Raw genomic sequence first — 23,295 nt, forward strand, 5'->3', positions numbered from 1 at the left:
ACAGTCTAGGCGGCGAGGACAGCCATGGCTTGTCGGTGAAGTTCGGGCGTTGCTGCGGCGATCACCCTGCCGTCGGACTTCAGGTTCAGCGGCTGGCCCTGCCAGTCGGTGATGACGCCGCCCGCGGCTTCGATCAGGCCCGCGGGGCCCAGGTAGTCATAGGGCTGCAGGCCGGTTTCCACCACGAGGTCGATGGTGCCGCCCGCCAGTTGCGCGTAGCCGTAGCAGTCGCCGCCCGAAGCGGCGCATCGCGCATTGGCGGCTGAGCCGGTCGAAGGCCTGCCAGTCGGCGGGCGCGAAGATGTCGGGCGAGGTGGTCACGATGCGGGCCTTGGCCACCTCGGTGCAATTGCTCACGTGCACCGGCTGGCCGTCGCGCGTGGCGCCCTTGCCGGCCTGGCCGATCCAGCGCTCCTTGAGCACCGGCATGTCGATCATGCCGAGCACCACGCGTGCGCCCTGCAGCACGCCGATCAGCGTGCCCCACAGCGGCGAACCGGTGATGAAACTGCGGGTGCCGTCGATCGGGTCGAGCACCCAGATGCGATCGGCATCGAGCCGCTCCGGGCCGTGTTCTTCGCCGTAGATGCCGTCCGCCGGCACGCGCGCACCGAGGATCTCGCGCATCGCCGTCTCGGCCGCGCGGTCGGCCAGCGTGACGGGGCTTTCGTCGGCCTTGGTGATGATGTCCAGCGGCGTGCGGAAATGGCGCATCGACAGCGCCGCAGCCGCATCGGCCAGCGCCTCGGCAATCGCCGACAGATCGGGAGTGGAAGAGCTCATGGGGGAGAGTGAACGCGTGCCAAAACTGCGATTAGACCCGAGGCGGCCAGGGTTTGACACGACAAGGCCTGTCGACCTAGCATGGCGCGAAAATTGCCAGGGACAGAACCAATGGCCTCCTTCAAATTCCTGCGCGCCGCGCTCCTCACCCTGCTGCTCGGCGCCTCGGCCGTGCTGGCACAGGCCACGCCTTCCGACGCCGAGGACAAGCTCATCGACACGCTGATCCAGCGCGTCTCGAAGATGAGCGCCATGGTGTTCCTGCGCAACGGCAACGAATACAACGCCGCCGATGCCGCCAAGCACATGCAGGCGAAGTACGACTACTTCAAAAAGGAGCTGGCCACGGCCGAGGACTTCATCGAGCGCTGCGCCTCGCGCTCCGAGATGACTGGGCAGGCCTACAAGGTGAAGCTCAACAATGGCGCGGTGCGGGATGCCAACGAGTTCCTGAACAGCGAATTGCGCGCATTGCGGCAGCAGGGGAAGAAGTCGAGCGGTTGAGTCGGCCGTCGCTCTAACGCTGCTGGCCCCAGCGCCGCACGGTGAGCCGCTCCAGCGTCTTGAACCCCAGGCTCTCCACCAGGAGGCCGATCAGCACCACCATCGCGAGGCCCGCGAACACGCGGTCGGTGTAGAGCTCGTTGCGGTTCTGGAAGATGTACCAGCCGAGGCCGCCCTTGCCCGACGAAGCACCGAACACCAGCTCGGCCGCGATCAGCGTGCGCCACGCGAAGGCCCAGCCGATCTTCAGCCCCGAAAGAATCGACGGCAGCGCGGCCGGCACCAGGATCTGCAGCACATAGCGCAGGCCCTTGAGCCCGTAGTTGCGCCCGGCCATGCGCAGCGTTTCGGGCACGCCCTGGAAGCCCGCATAGGTGTTGAGCGCCAGCGGCCACAGCACCGAATGGATCAGCACGAACACCAGGCTGCCGCGGCCCAGGCCGAACCACAGCAAGGCGAGCGGCAGCAGCGCGATGGCGGGCAGCGGGTTGAACATCGACGTCAACGTGTCCAGCAGGTCGCGGCCGATCTGCGTGGACACCGCGAGCGTGGTGAGCGCGAAGGCCAGCACCACGCCGGCAAGGTAGCCCTGCAGCAGCACGGCCAGCGAGATGCGCACCTTCTCGATCAATTCGCCGCTCGCGAGTCCGTCGAACAACGCCGACGCGGTGGCGGTGAAGGTGGGCAGCAGCAGATCATTGTTTTGCCAGCGGGCCGCGAGCTCCCAGAGCACGGCGATGACGATGAGGATCAGGCCCTTGCGCACGCCCGCCTGCGCCCAGATGCGGGCCGGCAGCGGCAGCGTGCGTTCGAGCGGCGCTTCGGTGAAAGGCTCGAGCGTGCGCTCGTATTCGGGACGAATCGGCGGAACGATGGCGCTCATGCGGCAACCTCCGCATGCGCTTGTTCTTCTTCGAACAGCATGTCGTGAATGCGCTGCGCCGTGCTTTGGAACTCGGCACCGCCCAAGCTCGCAAGCGAGTACCCGTGGCTGTTGACCTCGGCGCGCATGCGCCCCGGATGCGGCGACAGCAGTGCCACGCGGTTGCCCACCACCAGCGCCTCTTCGATGGAGTGCGTGACGAACAGCAGCGTGAAGCGCACCTCGTCCCACAGCTCGAGCAGCTCCTGCTGCATCTTGCGGCGCGTGAGTGCGTCGAGAGCGGCGAAGGGCTCGTCCATCAGCAGCACGCGCGGCTGCATCGCGAGCGCACGGGCGATCGCCACGCGCTGCTTCATGCCGCCCGAGAGCTGGTGCGGATGCACGTCGGCGAACTTGGCGAGGCCGACCTTGTCGAGGTAGTGCAGCGCGCGCTCGGCCGCTTCCTTCTTGCCGAGCGTGCGGGACGCCAGCAGCGGGAACATGACGTTCTGCTTCACCGTCTTCCACGGCGGCAGTTGGTCGAACTCCTGGAACACGACGATGCGGTCGGGGCCGGGCTGCGTCACGCGCTGGCCATCGAGACGGATCTCGCCTTCGACCGGTGCGATGAACCCGCCCACGGCCTTCAGCAGCGTGGACTTGCCGCAGCCCGAGGGGCCGAGCAGCACGAAGCGGTCGGCGGCGTGGACGTCGAAGCTCACGCGGTGCGTGGCGCGCACGACGCGTTCGGGGGTGCGGTATTCGAGGCTGACGCCGTCGACCTGCAGCAGCGGCGCAAGGTCGTTCCCGTGGTCTTGCTCCCTCCCCTTCCGGGGGAGGGCCGGGGTGGGGGCAAGCGGCGCTGGCTTCGTCGCCGCTCTGCCCGCCCCCATCCCAACCTTCCCCCAGAGGGGGAAGGAGTCAACCCCCGAAGACGCCTTCGCCGAGCTCACTCAATTCCCCGAAGCGTTCTGCGCATCGTCGAAGAAATAGTCCTTCACCGACGCCGGCTTGTTCTTGATCGCGCCCACCCGGTGCATGAACTCCGCCAGCGCATAGGTGTTCTGCGGCGTGGTCTTGAACTGCACTTCGGGGTTCTTGATGATCTTGAGCAGCAGCTCGCGGTCGAGCTTCGCGTTGCTCACCTTTAGATAGATGTCGGCGGCCTTCTCGGGGTTGGCCGTGACGAACTTCGCGGCTTCATCGAGCGCATCGACGAAGGCCTTGTAGGTCTTGGGGTTCTCGTTGCGGAATTTCTCGGTCGCGTAGAGCACCGTGGCCGAAGCCGGTCCGCCGAGCACCTGGTACGAATTGAGCACGATGTGCGCATTCGGATTGCCCGCCAGTTCCTGCTCCTGGAACGGCGGATTGCCGAAGTGCCCCGTGATCTCGGTGCCGCCCTTGATGATGGCCGCGGCCGCATCGGGGTGCGGCAAGGCCACGCTGATCTTGTCGAGCTTGTTGAATTCCTTGTCGCCCCACAGCTTGGCCGAGGCGAACTGCAGCACGCGCGATTGCACCGACACGCCCACGGCGGGCAGCGCGATGCGGTCCTTCTCGGTGAAGTCGGCGATCGTCTTCACGTTCGGGTTGTTGCTCACCAGGTAGTACGGGAAGTTGCCCAGCGACGCCACACCCTTCACGTTCTGCTTGCCCTTGGTGCGGTCCCACAGCGTGAGCAGCGGACCGACGCCGGCACCCGCGATCTCGATGTTGCCGGACAGCAGCGCGTCGTTCACCGCCGAGCCGCCCGAGAGCTTGATCCACTCGACCTTGGCATCGACGCCCGCGGCCTTCGCGTGCTTCTCGATGAGCTTCTGCTCCTGCGCGACGTTGAGCAGCAGGTAGACGATGCCGAACTGCTCGGCAATGCGGATCTGGCCCTCGGCATGCGCGGCAAGGCTGCCGGCGAGAAGGCCGAGGCCTGTGACGAATGCAGCGGCCTTGCGTGTGAAGCGGTTCATGGTGGAAAGCGGTCCGGAAAAGAAAGATCGAGAAGGATCAGAAAGGCGTGTCGCCCACGATGGTGGTGCGATTGAGGCGCCGGCGCAGGTGGTCGGGCGTGCCTGCAGCGAGGTGCATCAGCGAGCGGTTGTCCCAGAACACGAGGTCGTGCGGCGCCCAGGTGTGGCGGTACACGAACTCGGGCTTCACGCTGTGCGCGAACAGCTCGGCCAGCAGCGCATCGCTTTCGTCCTGCGGCAGGCCGACGATGCGCGTCGTGAAATGCTCGCTGACGAACAGCGCCTTGCAGCCGGTCTCGGGGTGCGTGCGCACCACTGGCTGCACGGCGGGCGCGACCTGGTCGATCTGCGCCTGCGAGAGCTTGGGCCGCCACGGATTCTTGGCTCGCAGCTCTTCGTACTTGGCGAGGTAGCTGTGCTCGGCCTTGAGCGGCAGGATGCGTTGCTGCAGTTCGGGGCTGAGCGATTCCCAGGCGAGGTGCTGGTCGGCGAAGAGCGTGTCGCCGCCTTCGCTCGGCAGTTCCTGCGCGTGCAGCAGGGAGCCGAGGCTCGGCTTGGGCTTGTACGAGATGTCGGAGTGCCAGTAGACGCCTGCGTCGCCCAGGCCGATCGGTTCGCCGTTCTCCTTGATGTTGGAGACGATCAGGATCTCGGGGTGGTTCTGGAGCTGGAACTGATGGAGGACGTGGATTTCCAGCGGGCCGAAGCGGCGGCTGAAATCGATGTGCTCTTGCGGGGTGATCTGCTGGTTGCGGAAGACCAGGACGTGGTGGTCTAGGTGCGCCTTGTGAATGCGCTGGAAGTCTTCGGCGTTGATCGGCTTCGAGATGTCGAGGCCGATGATCTCGGCGCCTACCGGGGCATCGAAGGGGCGCACTTCGAAGTGCTGTGCTGCGGCCTCTGTGTCGTGGGGAACGGCTGTCATTCCGGGAATGTAGGGGCCGGGGAGTGCTTCTCCAACGAAATCTTCGTTGCTAGCTTATTCCTTGCCGCTTTACTTTTTTCTTTCCGGGGCCGGGTCTCGCCCCGGCTTCGGAACTCAAAAAAAGCAAGAAAGAGAAAGAGTCACAGCGTATGGCTGCGATCCCCTTCACCAAACCCCATCGCATCCCACGGTTCCCCAACCGCAAAGCCAACAACCTTGAAGAGCTCCCCCATCTCATGCTCATGGATCAACCGAGCCGCCATCGCCCGCTCGGCGACGGTCCCCTGCTCCATCCTCGCCAACAGTCCGCAGTTCAGCAGAAACCGCGCCTGGCTCGTGTAGCCCAGCACCTCGAGCCCCGCCTCCTGCCCAGCAACCGCAATCCCCGTGAAATCGACATGCGCCGTGATGTCCTTGTAGCCCACGTCAGCGAGCGAATCCCCATCGGCCTGATGCGCCCGATGGCACATCACCGTCCCCATATGCCGCTGCGGGTGGTAGTACTCGCTCTCTGGAAAACCGTAGTCGATGAGGAAGGCCGCGCCTTTCTCCAGCCGATCCGCCAGCGTGGCAATGAAAGCCTGCGCCTGCGGATGAATCTCGGTGAGGTAGTCGTGCTCCCCGGGCACGTCGACCGGCGGCCGGAGCTCGGTAGGCCGATCAGCCCAGATCCAGCCGTCATTGCCCGCGTTGCGCACCACGCCGCGCTCGAACCACTGGCCCTTCACGCGAGCGAGCAATTGCACAGGCATCGCATCGAGCACCTCGTTGCCAACGACCACGCCCTGCATCGACTCCGGCAGTTCGCCAAGCCACTCGACACGCCCCGCATACCGCACCAGCGCCTGCTGCTGCCGCTCACGCAGCGTGCCCGAGAGATCGACGATGCGATAGCGCACATCGCTGCGCCCCATTTCGTCGAGCGCGTGCAGCAACTGCACCGCCAGCGCGCCGGACCCGGCGCCGAATTCCCAGACCGTCTCAGTGCCGGTCTTCTCCAGCGCCTCGGCCACCTGCGCCGCCAGCGCCTGGCCGAACATCGGCGTGAGTTCGGGCGCAGTCACGAAGTCGCTACCGGAAGACGGCATGTGGCCGAACTTGGCCGAGGTGTTCGCGTAATAGCCCAGGCCCGGCGCATACAGGGCGAGCGCCATGAAGCGGTCGAAGCCGATCCAGCCGCCCGCGCGCTCGACGGAGCGGGCGATCAGGTGGTCGAGGGCGGTGGGTAAACTGTTCGGGGTCTTGGTCGTCACCCCTCGATTCTCTCTCCCTCTCCGTTCTTTTCCCTGCATGAGCACCGCCCCCCTCTCCCCTGCCCGCCGCACCGTCCTCGTCACGGGCGCGGGCCGACGGCTGGGCCGCGAGATCGCGCTGGCGCTGGCCGCGGGCGGATGGCAGGTGGCGGTGCACTACCGCAGCTCGCGCGCCGAAGCCGAGCAGACCGTCGCCGATTGCTCCGCGCTCTCGGGCGATTCGGCGCTCTTCGAAGCCGACCTGGAGGACGAGCACGCCACGCGCGCGCTGCTGTCCCGCGTGGCGGCGCGCTTTCGCACCGTCGATGCGGTGGTCCACAGCGCGGCCCTCTTCGAGCACGACGACACGGCCACCTTCAGCTACGCGCTCATGGAGCGCCACGCTCGCAGCAACACCGGTGCGGCCATCCTTCTGGCGCAGGCGTTGCACGACCACCTCGCACGGCGCGGCGATGCGCAGGGCGCGGTCGTCCACCTGCTCGACCAGAAGCTCTGGAACCCGAACCCCGACTTCCTGAGCTACACGCTCTCCAAGGCCGCGCTCGAAGCCGCCACGCCGATGCTCGCCTTGGCCCTCGCGCCGCGCGTGCGCGTGGTGGGCGTGGCGCCCGGCCTCACGCTGCCCAGCCACATGCTGGACGACGACAAGTTCGCGCAGCTGCACAAGCTGTCGCCGCTGGGCCGCTCCTCCACGCCGGCCGACGTGGTCGCCACGGTGAAGTTCGCGCTGGAGAACGGCTCGATCACCGGCACCACGCTGCTGGTCGATGGCGGCCAGCACCTGATGAAATTCGAGCGCGATTTCTCGCTCATGTGAGCACGACCATGTCCATGTCCATCTCCACGCCCTCGCCCACGCCCACGCTTTCGCCGATCCAGGGCCGCCAGACGCTCACCCTCCAGGGCCTGCGCTTCGACGCCAACCTGGGCATCCTCGATCACGAGAAAACGGCGCCGCAGCCCATATTGGTCGACGCCGAACTCAGCCTTGGCCCGCAGCCGCTGCTGCCTCAGGACGACGACATCTTCCACGTGCTCGACTACCGCAAGGTGCGCCGCATCATCATCGACGAGTGCACCGCCGAGCACGTCAACCTGCTGGAGAGCCTGATCGGCAAGGTGGTGCACCGCCTGCTGCAGCTGCCCGGGGTGCGAGGCGTGCGGGTGAAGATCGCCAAGCTGGAAATCTTCGACGACTGCGAAGTGGCGATCCGCATGGAAGCCGGGGAATGGTGATCCGAGGCAAAATCGGGGTCCTTTCCCCCGATTTGCCTGAAGTAGCCCACCAATGAACGCCGTCTGGATCGACGAGGCGCCTGCCGACGCCACGACCGTCGCCGCGCCCACCAACTCGCTGAAGATCGAGCGAGAAACGCACAAGCTCGAGAAGCGCCTGTGCCGCGAGGTCGGCCGCGCGATCGTCGACTACAACATGATCGAAGAGGGCGACAAGGTCATGGTGTGCGTCTCGGGCGGGAAGGACAGCTACGCGATGCTGGACATCCTGCTCAAGCTCAAGGCGCGCGCACCCATTCACTTCGACATCGTCGCGGTCAACCTCGACCAGAAGCAGCCCGGCTTTCCCGAAGAGGTGCTGCCCAAATATTTGAGCGAGCTCGGCGTGGCCTTCCACATCGAGAACCAGGACACCTACAGCATCGTCAAGCGCGTCATTCCCGAGGGAAAGACGACCTGTGGCCTCTGCAGCCGCCTGCGCCGCGGCATCCTGTACCGCGTGGCGGACGAGCTGGGCGCGACCAAAGTCGCGCTCGGCCATCACCGCGACGACATGCTGCAGACCTTCTTTCTCAACATGTTCTTCGCCGGCAAGTTGAAGAGCATGCCGCCCAAGCTGGTGAGCGACGACGGCAAGCACATCGTGATCCGCCCGCTCGCCTACGTGGCCGAAAAAGACCTGGTGCGCTGGGCGCAGCACCGCGAATTCCCGATCATTCCCTGCACCCTCTGCGGCAGTCAGGAGAACCTGCAGAGGAAGCAAGTCGGCGAAATGCTGCGCGAGTGGGACCGGAAGCACCCCGGCCGCGTGGAGAACATGTTCACCGCGCTTCAGAACGTGGTGCCTTCGCACCTGCTCGACGGAACGCGGCACGACTTCAAGGGTCTGAAAGCGACGGGCGTGGCCGACGACGACGGCGACAAGGCCTTCGACGCGCCCTCCTTCGATTTGCTCTCCCAGGCACCCGCAGCCCTTCGCATCGTCCAGGGTTGAGAGGCTGAGAGGCAATTCGCCGTGGCCGAGCAGCGCCCGCACAGGGCCCCAGTCAAGGCGCAAAGCGCAGCCATAGCGCGGGCTATGGCGAGCATTTGCAACGCAGAGTGGGGCCCTTTGCGGGGGATGAGCGGTCATGTCGGATTGCCTCTCAGCCTCTGACGGCTACCCAGGGGAATTTTGGGCATCGCTGCCCGGAGACCCTTCATGAAACGTGCTTCTCTCGCTCTGCTTTTGGTAGCAGCAGCAACAGTGACTCTCAGCGGCTGCGCCACCTCCTGGGTGGTCGACAGCGACGTGAAGAGTTTTTCGTCGCTCTCCGCCGTTCCGCCCGGCGCCACCTACCGCTTCGAACGCCTGCCCTCGCAGCAGGCCGACACCGCCCGGCAGGACTCGCTCGAAGCGATGGCCGCTGCCGCACTCGAAAAAGTGGGCCTGCGCCGCGACGACGCCAAGCCCCAATACAGCGCGCAGATCGGCGCCCGCGTGACGGCCGGACTCTCGCCCTGGGCCGATCCGTGGCTCTTCGACGGCCCCTGGGGTTATGGCTACGGCGGCGGATACGGCTACTACGGCCGCCGCGGGTATGGCGGCTGGTACGGCGGCCCGGCGTTCTTTCCGCCGGCGGCCAACCCCTGGTACGAGCGCGAAGTGAGCATCGTGCTGCGCGAAGCCGGCACGAACCGCGTGGTTTACGAAACCCGGGCTCGCAACGACGGTCCCTACAACGCGAGCGCTGCGATCCTGCCGGTGATGTTCCAGGCCGCGCTGCAAGGCTTTCCGAATCCGCCTCAAGGCGAGCGCCGGGTCAACATCGACCTGGCCACGGCAAAGACGCCCGCCGCGAAATAGTGCACTTCTAGAATCGAGCGGATGCAAGAAGCCACCCGTTTGATCGCCGTCCGCCATGGCGAGACCGCCTGGAACGTCGACACCCGCATCCAGGGCCATATCGACATCGGACTCAACGCCACCGGCCTCTGGCAGGCAGAGCGGGCCGGACTGGCGCTGGCGGACGAGGACATCGGCGTCATCTACGCCAGCGACCTCGCCCGCGCCTGGCAGACCGCCGAAGCCATCGCCAGGCCGCACGGGCTCGCCGTGCAGCCCGAACCGCGCCTGCGCGAACGCGCCTTCGGTCACCTCGAAGGCATGAGCTTCGCGGAGATCGAATCGATGCTCCCCGAAGACGCCAGGCGCTGGCGCGAGCGCGATCCCGAATTCGAACCCGTCGGCGGCGAGAGCCTCCTGACCTTCCGCGACCGCGTCACGCGCGTGGCGGCCGAGCTGGCGGCGCGCCACCCGGGCCAACTGGTCACGCTGGTCGCGCACGGCGGCGTGATGGACGTGCTCTACCGCGCCGCCACTCGCCAGGAGCTGCAGGCGCCGCGCACCTGGCAACTCGGCAATGCGGCCATCAACCGCATGCTGTGGACGCCGGAGGGTTTCAGCCTCGTGGGCTGGAGCGACATCGCCCATTTGGCGGTGGACGATACGCTGGACGAGACGACCGCCTGATGCGCGTCGCGCAGATGACGAATAGCCAGGCAAGAAATAAATTGCGCCTTTCACCTCGAGGCGAGGCGCAAATCGCAGAAATCTTTCAGGGAATCACGAGGATTTTTTGCAACGCATCTTCTGAATGAAAAGAATAAATTCCGAATCCTCGGCCTATGCCAGTTGGGACGCCTCCCTGGCGCTTTCGACGCCATGGATCGAAGCCACGCATTTGGGCAGCGTCGTCAGTTTGACAACGGGTGATGTATTGGCCCGCGAAGGGGAGCGGCACAGTTATTTTTATCTTCTTCGATCGGGATTTGTGCATTCGACAATCCAGCGAAGCAATGGCGCCGAATTCCTGCTCGAGATATTCGGGCCGGGCGCAATATTTGGCGAAGGACCGGCATTTGCCGACAGGCCCCGCCCAACCACGACACGCGTGGTTGCGCCCGCAATTCTCAGCCGCTATCTCCCTTCGGACATCAACCAAAAATTCGCCACCATGCCCGAATTGGCGGATTCGCTCATCAAGCTGCTGGGTTTCAAGAATCAAATGATTGTTGAAAAGCTGGCGGGTGTTGCGGCGGCCCCCACGGAACGCGTCGTCGATTTGCTTTTGCGTATTGCGCGATTGCAATCGAACAGCGAGTTTTCATCGACACCGGAATCGCAGGATTTCCAGGTCGATCTCACGCACGAGAAAATTGCCGCAATGACGGCATTGAGCCGGGTCACCGTGACGAGGACATTGAACGCGCTGTCGAGGCAAGGGGTCATCGAGACGCGGGCCAAGCAGGTCATCATCCACGACGCCTCCGCGCTACGTCGTTTGCATTACAAAAATAGTTAACTTCCTGTATCTCTGGATACCACGAAAACCCTCACTTGACGCCATTATCAGCCTCGCAATTCAAGAGGAAATGATGGCAGAGTCAAACAACTGGGTGGTTGAGGATATCAATCGCACAACGCCGAACCTCGCGGCGATAAGGAAATTTGCAATCGGGGACCGCGCAGGCCTGCGGTTCGAGAATTTTCTGCAGGAATATCAAATCGACCTGATATTGCATGCCGTTAAAAAAATTGGCATCGAATATTACGAGGGCGACGACAAAGCCGGCGGCATGGTTCGCAAAGGAAAGCTAGGCCCCAATTTCTTTCGATTCAAGGCGGATCAAAGCGAATATTTTCGCCGGGCGCAGATTTTCGAAGAGATATTCGATCAGCAGATTCTCGGCTTGGTCAATTTCTTTCCCCGGGTCCAGGAAGTGGCGTCGAAGATGTTTTCTTTGGCACATGGAGTCGCGGAGCACCACGGCCGACGCATGATGAATTTCACGGTGCGCGTTTTGCCGGAAGCGCCAATTCATCGGGACTGGATGCCCGGCGAAGACTCCGGCCTTTCATTTGCACCGCAAATCAAAGAGCAATTTGCCTGGAACATTTATCTGAAAACGCCCAAGTCCGGCGGTCAGACTCGAATTTATAACGAGCAAAACCTCGCGCTTGTCAGCAAAGGAAGCGAACATTGCGAGGTCGCCCCCCGCGTCGGGGATTTGATCATTTTCCGCACTACGCACCCCCACGAGGTATTGCCAAGCGATGGCGAACGATTGACCCTTTCGGGGTTTTTCGCAACCACCCCTGAGAAACTCCTGTTCTGGATATAAGGGTTTCGATGGAAAAGTCCCTGTCCGCACCCATGGGAATTTCGCATGGGTGGATTGCGGCGCTGCCTTTCATTCCCAAGGTATTGGTATTCGGTTTGATTGTCGGCGTGGCCAGCAAGAATGCCGATTGGTCCTTGAATGAATTGATTCTTGCCGCATTGAGCATCAATGCGGCCACCGCTCAATTGGCCGCGCTCGAATTCAACAATTCCGCGCATATCGGGGCATTGATTGCATTGACCATCGGGCTCAATGCAAAACATCTTATTTTCACGGCCTCGCTTTGGCCGTATTTGAAGAATTCGGGCAAATGGCGCGCGTGGCTGGCGGCCGCGATGGTGACCGACAGCAGCTGGACGGCATGCCACATCGCCGCCCAGCGCGGCCCGATCAACGCCAACTTCATCCTCGGAAACTCCTCCGCCCTGACCCTGGCGTGGACGGCCGGCTGCATCGCCGGATTCCAGTTCGGCGCGGTTTTCACGCAGCAGATGCTGTATCGCTTTGGATTGGATGCGCTGGTGCCCCTTTCGATGGCACTGCTGCTGCCCATCGGCCTGCGGAGAAATCCTCACCAGCTGACGCCCATCGGCATCGGCGCCGTGGTCGGCCTGGCTTACTGGTGGCGAACCGATCAACAGGCCGCGGCGGTGCTGGTGGCGGGCCTGGCCGGCATGGCGGCCACGCTGTGGCTCCACAGGCGCCACAAGGAGAGCCAGGCATGAACGCCATCCTCGTCATGGCCTTGGTCACGATTGCGATCCGCCTGTCGGGGCTGGGCGCGGCCCAATGGCTGTCGCGCTGGCCGGCTGCCGAGCTGGCCTTGTCGAACGCCGGCCCGAGCCTGATGGGCGCCTATCTGTTGATCCAGATCTGCATCGCGCCCACCCTGCTCTTGCCCGTGGTCGTCACCATGGCCGTGATGTGGCGCTTCGGCGGGCTGCAGATCGCCTTTCTCGCCGGGTGGCTGGCGCTCATGGCTGCGCGCCATCTTTGAGGCCGAGGGGGCCGCGCGAGGCTTCGACAAGCTCAACCCGAACGGTTCTTGTTGATCGAACGCAAGATCGCGAGAGTGACCTTGAGAACGAACGCCGCGGCTCAGGCGTGCGCCGCCGTATCTCCAGCCACGCCCGCTTCGGCCTTCTTCGCCTCGCCCGGCAACTCGACCATCGGCCCGGTGCCGCTGTAACGGTCGAGTGCGAGGTAGATCGCGGGCGTGATGTAGAGCGTGATCACCTGCGAGAAGATCAGCCCGCCCACCACCGCCACGCCCAGCGGCTGACGCAGCTCGGCGCCGGCGCCCAGGCCCAATGCGAGCGGCAGCGCGCCCATCAGCGCGGCCAGCGTGGTCATGAGAATCGGGCGGAAGCGCAGCCGGCAGGCTTCGCGGATCGCGTCGACCGGCTTCATGCCCTCGGTGCGCTGCGCGTCGAGGGCGAAGTCGATCATCATGATCGCGTTCTTCTTCACGATGCCGATCAGGAGCAGGATGCCGATGGTGGCGATCAGCGTGAGGTCGAAGCCGAAGATCTTGAGCGACAGCAGCGCGCCCACGGCCGCCGAGGGCAGCCCGGCAAGAATCGTCAGCGGGTGGATGTAGCTCTCGTACAGCACGCCCAGCAGCACATAGATGACCAGCACCGCGAGCACCAGCAGCACCGCCTGGCTGGACTGCGAACTCTGGAACACCGCCGCGTCGCCGCCGTAGGTAGTGATGATCGACTGGGGCATGTTCAGCTCGCTCTTGAACTGGTCGATCTTGGCGGTCGCGTTGCCCAGCGGCACGTCGGGCGCGAGGTTGAACGACACCGTCACCGCCTGCAGCTGGCCCTGGTGGTTGACCGAGGTCGGCCCCACGGTGCGGTTGATGGTCGAGAAGGCCGACAGCGGCACCAGCCTGCCCGTGGTGCTGCGCACCGACAGGCGCGAGACGTCGTCCTCGAACTGGCGGTCGCTGTCGGCGGCCGAGAGGATCACCTGGTAGGTGTTGCTCGCGGCGTAGATGCTGCCGATCTGCCGGTCGCCGTAGGCGTTGTAGAGCGCGGTGCGCAGGTCCCCCACCGCCACGCCGAGCACGCCGGCCTTGTCGCGGTCGATGTCCAGCGTGGCCTGCAGGCCCCGGTTCTGCGAATCGCTGGTCACGTCGCGGAAGGCGGGGTCGGCGCGCATGCGCTCCATGAGCTTCGTGGCCCACGGCACCATCTCGCCGGCGTTCACGCTCTGCAGCGTGTACTGGAAGCGCGCCTTGCTCTGGCGGCCGCCCAGGCGCAGGTTCTGCACCGGCTGCATGTAGACGGCAATGCCGGGGATCTCGCGGAATCGCTGGCGCAAAGACTCGAGCACCTTGGCCATCTTCGGTCGCTCGCTGCGCGGCTTGAGCACGGCGAAAAGGCGCCCTGAATTCTGCGTGGCGGTCGGGCCGCCGACGCCGACGAAGGAGCTCACGTAATCGACGCTCGGATCGTCCTTGAGCGTCGCGGCCACGCGGTCTTGAAGCGCCTTCATGGCGGTGAAGGAAATGTCTTCGGCCGCCTCGGTGGTGATCTGGATCTGGCCGATGTCTTCCTCGGGGAAGAAGCCCTTGGGAATGGTGACGAAGAGCCAGGCGGTGACGACGAAAGTCAGGCCCGCGGCCGTGAGCATCACCCAGCGGTGCGCGAGCGTCCAGTCGAGCGTCCGCATGTAGTTGCTGTGCACCCAGCGGTAGCCGCGCTCGAAGGCGCGGCCGATGGCGGTGCCGGGCTCGGGGTGTTCTTCCTCGTGGTCGAGCGCACCCTCTTCGCGCGGCACATGCTTGAGCAGCCGGCTCGCGAGCATCGGCACCAGCGTGAGCGACACGATGGCCGACACCAGCACCGCCAGCGCCACCACCACTGCGAACTCGTGGAACAGCAGGCCGATGACGCCCGGCATGAAGAAGATCGGGATGAACACCGCCACCAGCGAGATCGAAATCGACACGATGGTGAAGCCCACCTCGCGCGCCCCGCGCAGCGCCGCCGCGAAGGGCTCCATGCCCTTTTCGACGTAGCGCATGATGTTTTCGAGCACCACGATGGCGTCGTCCACCACCAGCCCCACTGCCAGCGTGATGCCCAGCAGCGAGACGTTGTCCAGGCTGTAGCCGAAGGCGTAGAGCAGCGCGACCGCGCCGATCAGCGAGATCGGAATGGTCGCCGCCGGAATCAGCGTGGCCACCAGCCGGTGCAGGAACAGGAAGATCACCAGCACCACCAGCGCGATGGTGCCCAGCAGCGTGAGCTGCACGTCGTGCACCGCCTCGCGGATGGAGAGCGAGCGGTCGTTCACCATCTGGATCTCGACCGACTGCGGCAGCTCCGCCTTGAAGCGCGGGATGAGCGCACGCACCGCGTCCACCACCTGCACGGTGTTGGCATTGGGCTGGCGCTGCACGGCGAGCGAGATGGAGTCCTGGCCGTTGAAGCTGCTGGCGGTTTTCACCGATTCGAAGCTGTCCTCGATGGTGGCCACTTCATCGAGCCGCACCGGCGCGCCGTTGCGCTGGCCGACGATGAGCTTGGCGAAATCGGCCGCCTTCACGAGCTGGCGGTTGGCTTGGATGGTGAGCGTCTGGCGCGGGCCGTCGAGCACGCCGACCGGTGTGTTGGCGTTGGCCGAGTTCACCGCCTTGGCGAGTTCGTCGAGCGTGATGTTGCGGGCGTTGAGCAGGTCAGCGTTGGCCTTGATGCGCACCGCGAAGGCCTTGCGGCCGTACACGCCCACCTGCGCCACGCCGTCGATGGTCGAGAGCGTGGGCGAGATCAGGTTCTCGGCGTAGTCGTTGAGCTCGGCCGGGTTCATCGACGGCGAGATCAGCGCGATGAAGAGCACCGGCGCGTCGGCCGGGTTCACCTTGCGGTACGAGGGGAGCTGCGTGAGTTCCTGCGGCAGTTGGCGCTGGGCGCGCAGCAGGGCGGCCTGCACGTCGACGGCGGCGGCGTCGATGTCGCGGCTGCTGACGAATTCGAGCGTGAGCGAGGTCACGCCCTGGGTGTTGACCGAGCTGATGGTCTGCAGGCCCGGAATGGTCGAGAACTGCTTTTCGAGCGGCAGCGCGACCGAAGACGCCATCGTGTCCGGACTGGCGCCCGGCAATTGCGCGTTGACGTTGATGACCGGCGTGTTGTAGCTGGGCAGCGCCGCCACCGGGATGCTGAAGTACGCAAAGATGCCGACCACCACCACCGCCGCAGACAGCAGCACCGTCATCGCAGGACGACGGATGCAGAGCTCCGAGATGTTCATGCGCGTTCCCGCTGCGGAGGCTTTACGTCCGCGCCGTCGGACGAAGCGGCGCTACCCGGCGTCACGCCCGTGGTGCCGTTGGGGGCGGTGCCCGGTCCGCCAGCCTTTGCATCGACGCGCACCTTGCCGCCCGGGCGCACGTTCTGGCTGCCCTCGATCACCACCTGCTCGCCGGGCTCGATGCCGCTCACGGCCACCTTGGTGCCGAAGGTGTGCAGCGTCTTCACCTTGCGGCGGGTGGCGGTCTTGGCCTGGTCGACCACGTAGAGCGAGGTGCCGTCGGACAGCATCATCAGAGCGGCGGCCGGGACCACCGTGGCGCCGGCGAGTGTGCGCACGGTAATGCGCGTGCCGACGAACTGGCCCGGCCAGAGGCCCTGGTCGGCGTTGGCGAACACGGCCTTCGCGCGCACGGTGCCGATCTGCGGATCGACCGTGTTGTCGACGAAATCGAGCGAGCCGACGAGCGGCGTCTTGCGCCCGGCGACGAGCGCCTCGACCGGCGCCCGGCTGCGCGCGGCTTCCAGCAAATCCTGCAGGTTGCCTTCGGGCACCGGGAAGCTCACCGCGATCGGGTCGAGCTGCGTGACGGTGACCAGCGACAGCGTCGGCTGCACCAGCGTGCCCGGGTAGATGTTGACGGCGCCGATGCGGCCGGCGATCGGCGCGCGAAGGGTGGCATAGCCGAGCGCCACCTGCGCCGACTGCACGGCGGCGCGGTCGGCCGCCACGGCTGCGCGCTGCGCCTCGAGCTGCGACAGCGTGGCATCGGCGGCGCTCTTGGCGATGAAGTTCTGGGCGACGAGGTCCTGGCTGCGCTTGTACTGGCGCTCGAGGTCGGCCATGGTGGCCTCGTCTTTTTGCTGCTGGGCACGGGCACGGGCCAGATTGGCCTGGTCGTTCCGGTCGTCCAGCGAGAAAAGCAGCTGGCCCGCTTTCACGAACTGGCCTTCCTTCACATGCACGGCGCTGACGGTGTTGGTGACCTGCGGGCGCAAATCGACGCTGTTGAGAGACACCACGCTGCCGTTGACCTGCACCGTGACCGGCACGTCCTGCTTTTCGGCGGTGGCCAGGGTCACCAGGGCAGGGGCGCCGCCGCCCGGTGCGCCATTTCCCGGGGCGGCCGCGGTCTTCGCATTCTTTGCCCCGGCCTTGTCACCGGACATGCTCCACCACCCGCCTGCGACGGCTACGATCAACACACCCGCAAGGGCAATGGCAGCATTTTTCTTCATGGGGTTCTTGTGCACTTTGGGCTGACACTGGCTATTGAATCAGCGCCCGACTCACGGCGTTCATGGTTCCCGTAAAGAAATGTAAAGCAGGTCAACCGACAAGCCCGCGCTCAACCTGCTGTGGCCGGCGCGAAGGGGCCGAACCCCTCGCTAAAATCGCCCGCTCCACAGCCTCTGGATATACCCCATGAACCGCTGCAAGAAAACCACGAATGCCCTCACTTTCACCGCGCTGTGCGCCCTCGCCGCCAGCGCCGGACTTTTCTCCCTGCAAGCCAGCGCACAGGACGAAGTTCCCCGTCCGCAGACCCAGAACGAATCGCTGAACGGCGGCCGCAACTTCCCCATCGGCACGTTGCGCGGCAAGTTCATGGTGACCAATGCGCCTGACGTCGAACTCGACGGCAACGCCGACCGCCTCGGCGCCGGCGCCCGCATCCGCAACCCGCAGAACATGCTGGTGATGCCCGGCGCGATCATTGGCCAGAAGTACCTGGTGAACTACACGCGCGATGCCGCCGGGCTGCTGCGCGAGGTCTGGATCCTCACGCCAGAAGAAGCGGTGGCCAGCCGCGAGTCGCTGAACAGGCCGCTGCTGAACATCTGGCCGTTCACTACGAACGACACCCTCAATACGCAGTAACCGCTGCGGACAGACATACAGAGAAAGAGGCGGCGCAGGCCTTCCGCGCCCGCCGCGCCTTCCATCCCTGGAGGGCATAGAGAGCACCCCATGAAAAAAGTATTCATCAAGACCTTCGGCTGCCAGATGAACGAGTACGACTCGGACAAGATGGCCGACGTGCTGAACGCCGCGCAGGGCTACGAGCCGACGCAGAACGTGGACGAGGCCGACCTCATCCTGTTCAACACCTGCTCGGTGCGCGAGAAGGCCCAGGAAAAGGTGTTCTCCGACCTCGGCCGCGTGAAGCACCTGAAGGCCAAGGGCGTGAAGATCGGCGTGGGCGGCTGCGTCGCGAGCCAGGAAGGCGCGGCCATCATCGCGCGCGCCCCGTACGTCGACATCGTGTTCGGCCCGCAGACGCTGCACCGCCTGCCCGAGATGCTCAACGACCGCGAGCGCCTGAACCGCCCGCAGGTGGACATCAGCTTCCCCGAGATCGAGAAGTTCGACCACCTGCCGCCCGCGCGCGTCGAGGGCGCGACCGCCTTCGTGTCGATCATGGAAGGCTGCTCCAAGTACTGCAGCTACTGCGTGGTGCCCTACACCCGCGGCGAGGAAGTGAACCGCCCGCTGGACGACGTGCTGGTCGAAATCGCCGGCCTCGCCGACCAGGGCGTGCGCGAGATCACGCTGCTGGGCCAGAACGTGAACGCCTACCGCGGCAAGATGGGCGACACCGCCGAAATCGCCGATTTCGCGCTGCTCATCGAGTACGTCGCCGAGATCCCCGGCATCGAGCGCATCCGCTACACGACCAGCCACCCGAACGAGTTCACGCCGCGGCTCATCGAGGCCTACGCCAAGGTGCCTCAGCTCGTGAGCCACCTGCACCTGCCGGTGCAGCACGGCAGCGACCGCATCCTCATGGCGATGAAGCGCGGCTACACCGCGATGGAATACAAGAGCACGGTGCGCAAGCTCCGCGCCATCCGCCCCGACCTCGCGCTCTCCAGCGACTTCATCGTCGGCTTCCCCGGCGAGACCGACGAAGACTTCGCCAAGATGATGAAGCTCATCGACGACTGCCAGTTCGACAACAGCTTCAGCTTCATCTTCAGCCCGCGCCCCGGCACGCCGGCCGCCGCGCTGCATGACGACACGCCGCACGAGGTGAAGCTCGCGCGCCTGCAGACGCTGCAGCGCGTGATCGACGGCAACGTGCGCCGCTTCGGCGATGCGCTCGTGGGCAGCACGCAGCGCGTGCTGGTCGAGGGCGCTTCCCGCAAGGACGCGAACGAACTCATGGGCCGCACCGCCTGCAATCGCGTCGTCAACTTCGAGGGCGACGCACGCCTGGTCGGCCAGATGACCGACCTGCGCATCACGCGCTCGCTGGCCTACACGCTGCGCGGCGAAGTGGTGACGCGCGAATCGTCGCCGGCGCTGCAGCAGCCCGCCGTGGCGCTCGCCCACTGATGGCGAAGCGACCGTCGATACGGGGCTCGTTCCAGCAGCTCCTGCTCTTTGCCTTTCTGCTGATCACCGCGCTGCTGGTGGGCGTGGCGCTGCGCTCGGTGTTCCAGTACGACGCGCTCATGACCCAAAGCCGCGATGCCGCGGCGCGCGCGCTGCGGCTTTCGGGCGCGGCCCAGTCGCTGGCCGAACGCAGCGCGGCCATGGAACGCGCCGGGCGCCAGTCGCTGGTGCTCAACGACGCGGTGCTGCGCCGCCGCTTCGACGAAGCCGCGCGCGAATCGCACCAGGTGCTCGAACGCCTGGAGAAGAACGGCCTGCTGCCCGCGAGCATCGAGCCATGGCGCGTGCAGCTGAGCGTGATCGAAGGCCTGATGAGCGGCAGCGCCGACAGCGCCCTCGCCCGCGAAAGCACGATGGCGATGCAGTTCCGCGAGCTCGACACGCTCAACACCAGCCTCGCGCAGCAGGCCCAAATGCTCATCGAGATGCAGAACGACGCGCTCGCCAAGCGCATCGAGAACGCACGCCGCCGGCTGATGCGCGAAGTGGTGGCCGCGAGCGTGCTGGCGGTGGTGCTGGCGCTGGCTTTCGGCATCTGGCTCGCGCGCCCGTTCAAGCGCATGGAGCACGCGATCGTCGGCCTGGGCCAGAACCGGCTGGACGAGCCCATCGACATCCGCGGCCCGGCCGACGTGCGGCGCGTGTCGCAGCAGCTCGAATGGCTGCGGCTGCGCCTCACCGAACTGGACGCCGACAAGGCACGGTTCCTGCGGCACGTGTCGCACGAACTCAAGACGCCGCTGGCCGCGCTGCGCGAAGGCGTCTCGCTGCTGGAAGACGGCGTGACGGGTCCGCTGAATCCGGCGCAGCTCGAAGTCGCGCAGATCCTGAACCAGAACACCGTGTCGCTGCAGGGCCAGATCGAGGCGCTGCTGCGCTTCAACGCCGCGGCGTTCGAGGCGCGCGAACTGCGCCGCGAGCGCACCGAACTGCTGCCGCTCATCGAGGAGCAGATCGAGGCCCAGCGGCTGCAATGGCAGTCGCATGGTTTGCGCGTGCGCGCCGAGGGCGAGCCGATCTCGATCACGGTCGACCGGACCAAGCTGGGCACGGCGATCGCCAACCTGCTGTCGAACGCGATCCGCTTTTCGATAACGGGTGGTGTCATCACGCTCGCGGTGTCGGGCACGCCCGAGGCCGTCTACATCGACGTGAACGATGCCGGGCCGGGCATCGCCGAGGGCGATCGCGACCGGATCTTCGAACCCTTCTTCCGCGGCGAACGCCAGCCTGAACACACGGTGAAAGGCACCGGCATCGGACTTTCCATCGTGCAGGAGTACATTGCAGCCCACGGGGGCCGCATCACGCTGCAGCCTGGCGGACCCGGTGCACGTTTTCGCATCGAGTTGCCGCGCACGGCCTGACGCCCGATCTCCTTGCCGGCACGCCCCAGCTTCTTTTCTTCTTCTGAATCACCGCTTCGCGCCCCTTCGTCCCTTTTTTCGACCCATGTCTTTTTCGTTCGTCCGCAGTTCCACCCTCGCAGCGGCGTTGGCCATGCCCTTCGTCCTGTTGCTGGCCGCCTGCGCCACGCAGCCCAAGCCGCCCGCCGAGGCCGATGCACTGCCCCCGCCTGCCGTCGTGCCGCGCGTGATGCCGGTCGAGGCCGAGCCCCGCGCGCCCGCGACGCAGCCGGCCTCGCTCTTCACGCTGATGACCCAGGGACCGCTGGCGGCCATGCTGTCGTATGCCGACAAGGTGCGTCCGCTCGGAGGGAACGAACTCGGTGCCGAAATTGCCCGCATCGGCGACCCCGGCGATTCGCCGACCACGCAGATGCAGCTGGCGATATTGCTGTCGCAAACCCGCGTGCCGGCCGACCTGGCGCGTGCGCTGGGCCTGCTGCAGCGCGTGGTCGCCAATCCGTCGCCCGAGGCGCAGCCCCTGCACCCGCTCGCGCGCGCACTGGCCGCCCGCTATGTGGAACAGCGCCGCGTCGAGGACGACCGCGACAAGCAGGTGCAGCAACTGCGCGAGAGCCAGCGCCGCATCGACCAGCTCAACGACCGCATCGAAGCGTTGCGCGCCATCGAACGCAGCTTCGCGCGGCCCGCCGCCACGCCGGCCCCGGCAGCAGTTCCGGCGCCGGCGACCAACGGAAACAAGCCCACGCCATGAGTACCGCAGGGCACAGCACGAAGGCTTCCTGATGAGCACCACCGGCGCCCGCCTCCTCGTGGTCGACGACGACCCGGACATGCTGCGTCTGATCTCGATGCGGCTGGTGTCGGCGGGCTACCAGGTCACGGCCGTGACCTCGGCCGAAACCGCGCTCACCCAGCTCGAGATCGAACATCCGCAACTGGTATTGAGCGATGTACGCCTGCCGGGCCGCGATGGCCTCGCGCTCTTCGACGAGATCCGCAAGCGCCATCCCTCGCTGCCCGTGATCCTGCTCACCGCGCACGGCACGATTCCCGACGCGGTCGAGGCCACGGCCCGCGGCGTGTTCACCTACCTCACCAAGCCCTACGACGCGCGCGAGCTGCTCGACAAGATCGGCCAGGCGCTGGCGCTCGGCGCCCCCGCCAGCACGCCGGCCAAGAGCGGCGACGAAAGCTGGCGCGCCGAGATCGTGAGCCGCAGCAACCGCATGGCCGAGTTGCTGGCCGAGGCGCGCATGGTCGCCAAATCGGACGCTTCGGTGCTGCTGCGCGGCGACTCGGGCGCCGGCAAAGAGTTGCTGGCGCGCGCCATCCACAAGGCCAGCGCGCGCGCCGACAAGCCCTTCGTGGCGGTCAACTGCGGGGCGATTCCCGAAGCGCTGCTCGAGTCGGAACTGTTCGGCCACATGAAGGGCGCGTTCACCGACGCCCACGCGAATCACAAGGGCCTGTTCCAGCAGGCCGACGGCGGCACGCTGCTGCTCGACGAAATCGGGGACATGCCGCCCGCGTTGCAGGTCAAGCTGCTGCGCGTGCTGCAGGAGCGCGCAGTGCGTCCGCTGGGCGCGAGCCAGTCGATCGAGGTCGACGTGCGCATCGTCTCGGCCACCCACCGCGACCTGGACGCCGCGATGGAAGCCGGCCAGTTCCGCGAAGACCTGTATTACCGCCTGAACGTGGTGACGCTCACGCTGCCGCCGCTGTCGGCGCGGCGCGAGGACATTCCGCTCCTGGCCAATCACTTCCTGCAGCGGCTGTCGACCAAATACGGCAAGCGGCTTTCCGGCTTCGCGCCCGAGGCGCTGAAGGCGCTGACCACCGCGGCCTGGCCGGGCAACGTGCGGCAGCTGTTCAACGTGGTCGAGCAGGTGTGCGCGCTGTCGAGCTCGCCGCTGATCCCGCTGGCGCTGGTGCAGCGGGCGCTGCGGGTGCCGACGGTCGAGGTCCAGACCTATGCCGAGGCCAAGCAGCGTTTCGAGCGCGATTACCTCGTCGGCCTGCTCAAGCTGACCGACGGCAACGTGGCCGACGCGGCCCGCCTGGCCGACCGCAACCGCACCGAGTTCTACCGCCTGCTGCAGAAGCACGAGCTCACGCCGGGCCACTTCAAGGCCGACGCTGTCGCTCCCGGGTCAGACCCTGTCGCCGAGTAGCGACGCCCCTAAGTCGTTGATTTCAAAGGGCATCTCCCACCGGCCGCCAAGGCTTGTCGGGATTCGGCGACAAAAACAGGGGTTCTGAGGGCCTGCGGCGGGCCTCCCTACCGAAATCCGTACCCAGATCACTCCAAGTCGTTGATCTGAAAGCGTTTTTCCAGGCTGGCACAGGGTTTGCCCCTGTACTGGCATGACAGCACTTACCAGCCCATCTTTCGCACTGCGCCCGCAGCGCGACGGCCTGCGTCAAAAGCAGTTTTCCCTCTCGCGGCCCCGTGCCGCGGGTCATTCGTCCGCAGCGCTCGCCAGCGCAGGCGGCGCCGAACCCGATTGCGTCATCAAGCGCTTTCCGGCCATTGGCGACACCCCTTCCCTCGACAAGCAACGTTGGTAAA

The 23,295-nt window shown here is 65.8% G+C and carries 22 protein-coding genes and 1 pseudogene; 15 read left to right on the forward strand and 8 right to left on the reverse strand.

Annotated elements, in window-relative coordinates:
* Window positions 1-5: 5 nt before the first annotated feature.
* Window positions 6-783, reverse strand: a pseudogene (gene hisN / locus QFZ83_RS23315) (histidinol-phosphatase).
* Between the two features lie 111 nt (window positions 784-894).
* Here hisN and QFZ83_RS23320 point away from each other — a divergent pair.
* Window positions 895-1,287: a DUF5329 family protein gene (locus QFZ83_RS23320; RefSeq protein ID WP_306880343.1), complete on the forward strand. Its 393-nt coding sequence runs from the start codon at window positions 895-897 to the stop codon at window positions 1,285-1,287.
* A gap of 13 nt (window positions 1,288-1,300) precedes the next feature.
* Here QFZ83_RS23320 and QFZ83_RS23325 read toward each other — a convergent pair whose 3' ends face one another.
* The 5 genes from QFZ83_RS23325 to QFZ83_RS23345 form a co-directional block, all read right to left on the reverse strand.
* Complete coding sequence (locus tag QFZ83_RS23325; RefSeq protein ID WP_307510491.1) at window positions 1,301-2,170, reverse strand: ABC transporter permease; 870 nt, start codon at window positions 2,168-2,170, stop codon at window positions 1,301-1,303.
* Window positions 2,167-3,042: an ABC transporter ATP-binding protein gene (locus QFZ83_RS23330; protein ID WP_307510493.1), complete on the reverse strand. Its 876-nt coding sequence runs from the start codon at window positions 3,040-3,042 to the stop codon at window positions 2,167-2,169. Before QFZ83_RS23330 ends, QFZ83_RS23325 begins: the two co-directional genes overlap by 4 nt.
* Window positions 3,043-3,102: 60 nt before the next feature.
* Window positions 3,103-4,113: an ABC transporter substrate-binding protein gene (locus QFZ83_RS23335; protein ID WP_306880346.1), complete on the reverse strand. Its 1,011-nt coding sequence runs from the start codon at window positions 4,111-4,113 to the stop codon at window positions 3,103-3,105.
* A gap of 37 nt (window positions 4,114-4,150) precedes the next feature.
* Window positions 4,151-5,038: a TauD/TfdA family dioxygenase gene (locus tag QFZ83_RS23340; RefSeq protein ID WP_307510495.1), complete on the reverse strand. Its 888-nt coding sequence runs from the start codon at window positions 5,036-5,038 to the stop codon at window positions 4,151-4,153.
* Between the two features lie 140 nt (window positions 5,039-5,178).
* Window positions 5,179-6,291: a class I SAM-dependent methyltransferase gene (locus tag QFZ83_RS23345; RefSeq protein WP_306880348.1), complete on the reverse strand. Its 1,113-nt coding sequence runs from the start codon at window positions 6,289-6,291 to the stop codon at window positions 5,179-5,181.
* A 37-nt stretch (window positions 6,292-6,328) separates the two neighbouring features.
* Here QFZ83_RS23345 and QFZ83_RS23350 point away from each other — a divergent pair, with 37 nt between their 5' ends.
* The 9 genes from QFZ83_RS23350 (at window position 6,329) to QFZ83_RS23390 (ending at window position 12,688) form a co-directional block, all read left to right on the forward strand.
* Entirely contained in the window at window positions 6,329-7,108 is a 780-nt protein-coding gene (locus tag QFZ83_RS23350; RefSeq protein WP_306880349.1) for an SDR family oxidoreductase, read from the forward strand.
* An 8-nt stretch (window positions 7,109-7,116) separates the two neighbouring features.
* On the forward strand, window positions 7,117-7,527 hold the full coding sequence (locus tag QFZ83_RS23355) for a dihydroneopterin aldolase (protein WP_373424096.1): 411 nt from the start codon (window positions 7,117-7,119) through the stop codon (window positions 7,525-7,527).
* A 52-nt stretch (window positions 7,528-7,579) separates the two neighbouring features.
* A complete protein-coding gene (gene ttcA / locus QFZ83_RS23360) occupies window positions 7,580-8,521 on the forward strand; it encodes a tRNA 2-thiocytidine(32) synthetase TtcA (protein ID WP_306880350.1) in 942 nt (313 codons plus the stop codon).
* A 207-nt stretch (window positions 8,522-8,728) separates the two neighbouring features.
* A complete protein-coding gene (locus tag QFZ83_RS23365) occupies window positions 8,729-9,373 on the forward strand; it encodes a DUF4136 domain-containing protein (protein WP_307510497.1) in 645 nt (214 codons plus the stop codon).
* 21 nt (window positions 9,374-9,394) lie between these two features.
* Complete coding sequence (locus tag QFZ83_RS23370) at window positions 9,395-10,039, forward strand: histidine phosphatase family protein (protein WP_307510499.1); 645 nt, start codon at window positions 9,395-9,397, stop codon at window positions 10,037-10,039.
* Between the two features lie 124 nt (window positions 10,040-10,163).
* Window positions 10,164-10,871, forward strand: a complete 708-nt coding sequence (locus QFZ83_RS23375; protein WP_041942782.1) for a Crp/Fnr family transcriptional regulator — start codon at window positions 10,164-10,166, stop codon at window positions 10,869-10,871.
* 73 nt (window positions 10,872-10,944) lie between these two features.
* Window positions 10,945-11,691, forward strand: a complete 747-nt coding sequence (locus QFZ83_RS23380; RefSeq protein ID WP_307510501.1) for a 2OG-Fe(II) oxygenase — start codon at window positions 10,945-10,947, stop codon at window positions 11,689-11,691.
* A gap of 8 nt (window positions 11,692-11,699) precedes the next feature.
* Window positions 11,700-12,416, forward strand: coding sequence for an AzlC family ABC transporter permease (locus tag QFZ83_RS23385; RefSeq protein ID WP_307510503.1), 717 nt, complete (start codon window positions 11,700-11,702; stop codon window positions 12,414-12,416).
* Complete coding sequence (locus tag QFZ83_RS23390) at window positions 12,413-12,688, forward strand: hypothetical protein (protein WP_013539491.1); 276 nt, start codon at window positions 12,413-12,415, stop codon at window positions 12,686-12,688. Before QFZ83_RS23385 ends, QFZ83_RS23390 begins: the two co-directional genes overlap by 4 nt.
* 101 nt (window positions 12,689-12,789) lie before the next feature.
* Here the strand turns inward: QFZ83_RS23390 and QFZ83_RS23395 are convergent, their stop codons facing one another.
* Together QFZ83_RS23395 and QFZ83_RS23400 are read right to left on the reverse strand one after the other, a co-directional pair.
* Window positions 12,790-15,957 carry an efflux RND transporter permease subunit gene (locus QFZ83_RS23395; protein ID WP_307510505.1) on the reverse strand — a complete coding sequence of 1,056 codons (3,168 nt, stop codon included), beginning with the start codon at window positions 15,955-15,957 and terminating at the stop codon, window positions 12,790-12,792.
* Window positions 15,954-17,126, reverse strand: a complete 1,173-nt coding sequence (locus QFZ83_RS23400; protein WP_307512802.1) for an efflux RND transporter periplasmic adaptor subunit — start codon at window positions 17,124-17,126, stop codon at window positions 15,954-15,956. Before QFZ83_RS23400 ends, QFZ83_RS23395 begins: the two co-directional genes overlap by 4 nt.
* Window positions 17,127-17,382: 256 nt before the next feature.
* Here QFZ83_RS23400 and QFZ83_RS23405 point away from each other — a divergent pair, with 256 nt between their 5' ends.
* The 5 genes from QFZ83_RS23405 (at window position 17,383) to QFZ83_RS23425 (ending at window position 22,897) form a co-directional block, all read left to right on the forward strand.
* Window positions 17,383-17,838 (forward strand): hypothetical protein, encoded by a 456-nt coding sequence (locus tag QFZ83_RS23405; RefSeq protein ID WP_307510507.1) that lies wholly within the window; start codon window positions 17,383-17,385, stop codon window positions 17,836-17,838.
* A gap of 90 nt (window positions 17,839-17,928) precedes the next feature.
* Window positions 17,929-19,296, forward strand: coding sequence for a tRNA (N6-isopentenyl adenosine(37)-C2)-methylthiotransferase MiaB (miaB, locus tag QFZ83_RS23410; RefSeq protein ID WP_307510509.1), 1,368 nt, complete (start codon window positions 17,929-17,931; stop codon window positions 19,294-19,296).
* On the forward strand, window positions 19,296-20,723 hold the full coding sequence (locus tag QFZ83_RS23415) for a sensor histidine kinase KdpD (protein ID WP_307510511.1): 1,428 nt from the start codon (window positions 19,296-19,298) through the stop codon (window positions 20,721-20,723). The genes miaB and QFZ83_RS23415 overlap by 1 nt, the downstream gene beginning before the upstream one ends.
* 85 nt (window positions 20,724-20,808) lie before the next feature.
* A complete protein-coding gene (locus tag QFZ83_RS23420) occupies window positions 20,809-21,477 on the forward strand; it encodes a hypothetical protein (RefSeq protein ID WP_306880360.1) in 669 nt (222 codons plus the stop codon).
* Window positions 21,478-21,508: 31 nt separating this feature from the next.
* Window positions 21,509-22,897 (forward strand): sigma 54-interacting transcriptional regulator, encoded by a 1,389-nt coding sequence (locus QFZ83_RS23425; RefSeq protein WP_013539484.1) that lies wholly within the window; start codon window positions 21,509-21,511, stop codon window positions 22,895-22,897.
* Window positions 22,898-23,295 lie beyond the last annotated feature (398 nt).

This window comes from Variovorax sp. W1I1 (assembly GCF_030815625.1).
GTDB classification, from domain to species: Bacteria; Pseudomonadota; Gammaproteobacteria; order Burkholderiales; family Burkholderiaceae_C; genus Variovorax; species Variovorax paradoxus_C.

Excerpts from the sequence above, each read along its gene's own strand:
- QFZ83_RS23400 (WP_307512802.1), bottom strand. The coding sequence starts at position 17,126 with ATGTCCGGTGACAAGGCCGGGGCAAAGAATGCGAAGACCGCGGCCGCC.
- QFZ83_RS23380 (WP_307510501.1), top strand. The coding sequence starts at position 10,945 with ATGGCAGAGTCAAACAACTGGGTGGTTGAGGATATCAATCGCACAACG.
- QFZ83_RS23385 (WP_307510503.1), top strand. The coding sequence starts at position 11,700 with ATGGAAAAGTCCCTGTCCGCACCCATGGGAATTTCGCATGGGTGGATT.
- QFZ83_RS23320 (WP_306880343.1), top strand. The coding sequence starts at position 895 with ATGGCCTCCTTCAAATTCCTGCGCGCCGCGCTCCTCACCCTGCTGCTC.
- QFZ83_RS23415 (WP_307510511.1), top strand. The coding sequence starts at position 19,296 with ATGGCGAAGCGACCGTCGATACGGGGCTCGTTCCAGCAGCTCCTGCTC.
- QFZ83_RS23370 (WP_307510499.1), top strand. The coding sequence starts at position 9,395 with ATGCAAGAAGCCACCCGTTTGATCGCCGTCCGCCATGGCGAGACCGCC.
- QFZ83_RS23340 (WP_307510495.1), bottom strand. The coding sequence starts at position 5,038 with ATGACAGCCGTTCCCCACGACACAGAGGCCGCAGCACAGCACTTCGAA.
- QFZ83_RS23325 (WP_307510491.1), bottom strand. The coding sequence starts at position 2,170 with ATGAGCGCCATCGTTCCGCCGATTCGTCCCGAATACGAGCGCACGCTC.
- QFZ83_RS23405 (WP_307510507.1), top strand. The coding sequence starts at position 17,383 with ATGAACCGCTGCAAGAAAACCACGAATGCCCTCACTTTCACCGCGCTG.
- QFZ83_RS23425 (WP_013539484.1), top strand. The coding sequence starts at position 21,509 with ATGAGCACCACCGGCGCCCGCCTCCTCGTGGTCGACGACGACCCGGAC.
- QFZ83_RS23395 (WP_307510505.1), bottom strand. The coding sequence starts at position 15,957 with ATGAACATCTCGGAGCTCTGCATCCGTCGTCCTGCGATGACGGTGCTG.
- QFZ83_RS23335 (WP_306880346.1), bottom strand. The coding sequence starts at position 4,113 with ATGAACCGCTTCACACGCAAGGCCGCTGCATTCGTCACAGGCCTCGGC.
- QFZ83_RS23330 (WP_307510493.1), bottom strand. The coding sequence starts at position 3,042 with ATGGGGGCGGGCAGAGCGGCGACGAAGCCAGCGCCGCTTGCCCCCACC.
- QFZ83_RS23420 (WP_306880360.1), top strand. The coding sequence starts at position 20,809 with ATGTCTTTTTCGTTCGTCCGCAGTTCCACCCTCGCAGCGGCGTTGGCC.
- QFZ83_RS23365 (WP_307510497.1), top strand. The coding sequence starts at position 8,729 with ATGAAACGTGCTTCTCTCGCTCTGCTTTTGGTAGCAGCAGCAACAGTG.
- QFZ83_RS23350 (WP_306880349.1), top strand. The coding sequence starts at position 6,329 with ATGAGCACCGCCCCCCTCTCCCCTGCCCGCCGCACCGTCCTCGTCACG.
- ttcA (WP_306880350.1), top strand. The coding sequence starts at position 7,580 with ATGAACGCCGTCTGGATCGACGAGGCGCCTGCCGACGCCACGACCGTC.
- QFZ83_RS23355 (WP_373424096.1), top strand. The coding sequence starts at position 7,117 with ATGTCCATGTCCATCTCCACGCCCTCGCCCACGCCCACGCTTTCGCCG.
- miaB (WP_307510509.1), top strand. The coding sequence starts at position 17,929 with ATGAAAAAAGTATTCATCAAGACCTTCGGCTGCCAGATGAACGAGTAC.
- QFZ83_RS23390 (WP_013539491.1), top strand. The coding sequence starts at position 12,413 with ATGAACGCCATCCTCGTCATGGCCTTGGTCACGATTGCGATCCGCCTG.
- QFZ83_RS23375 (WP_041942782.1), top strand. The coding sequence starts at position 10,164 with ATGAAAAGAATAAATTCCGAATCCTCGGCCTATGCCAGTTGGGACGCC.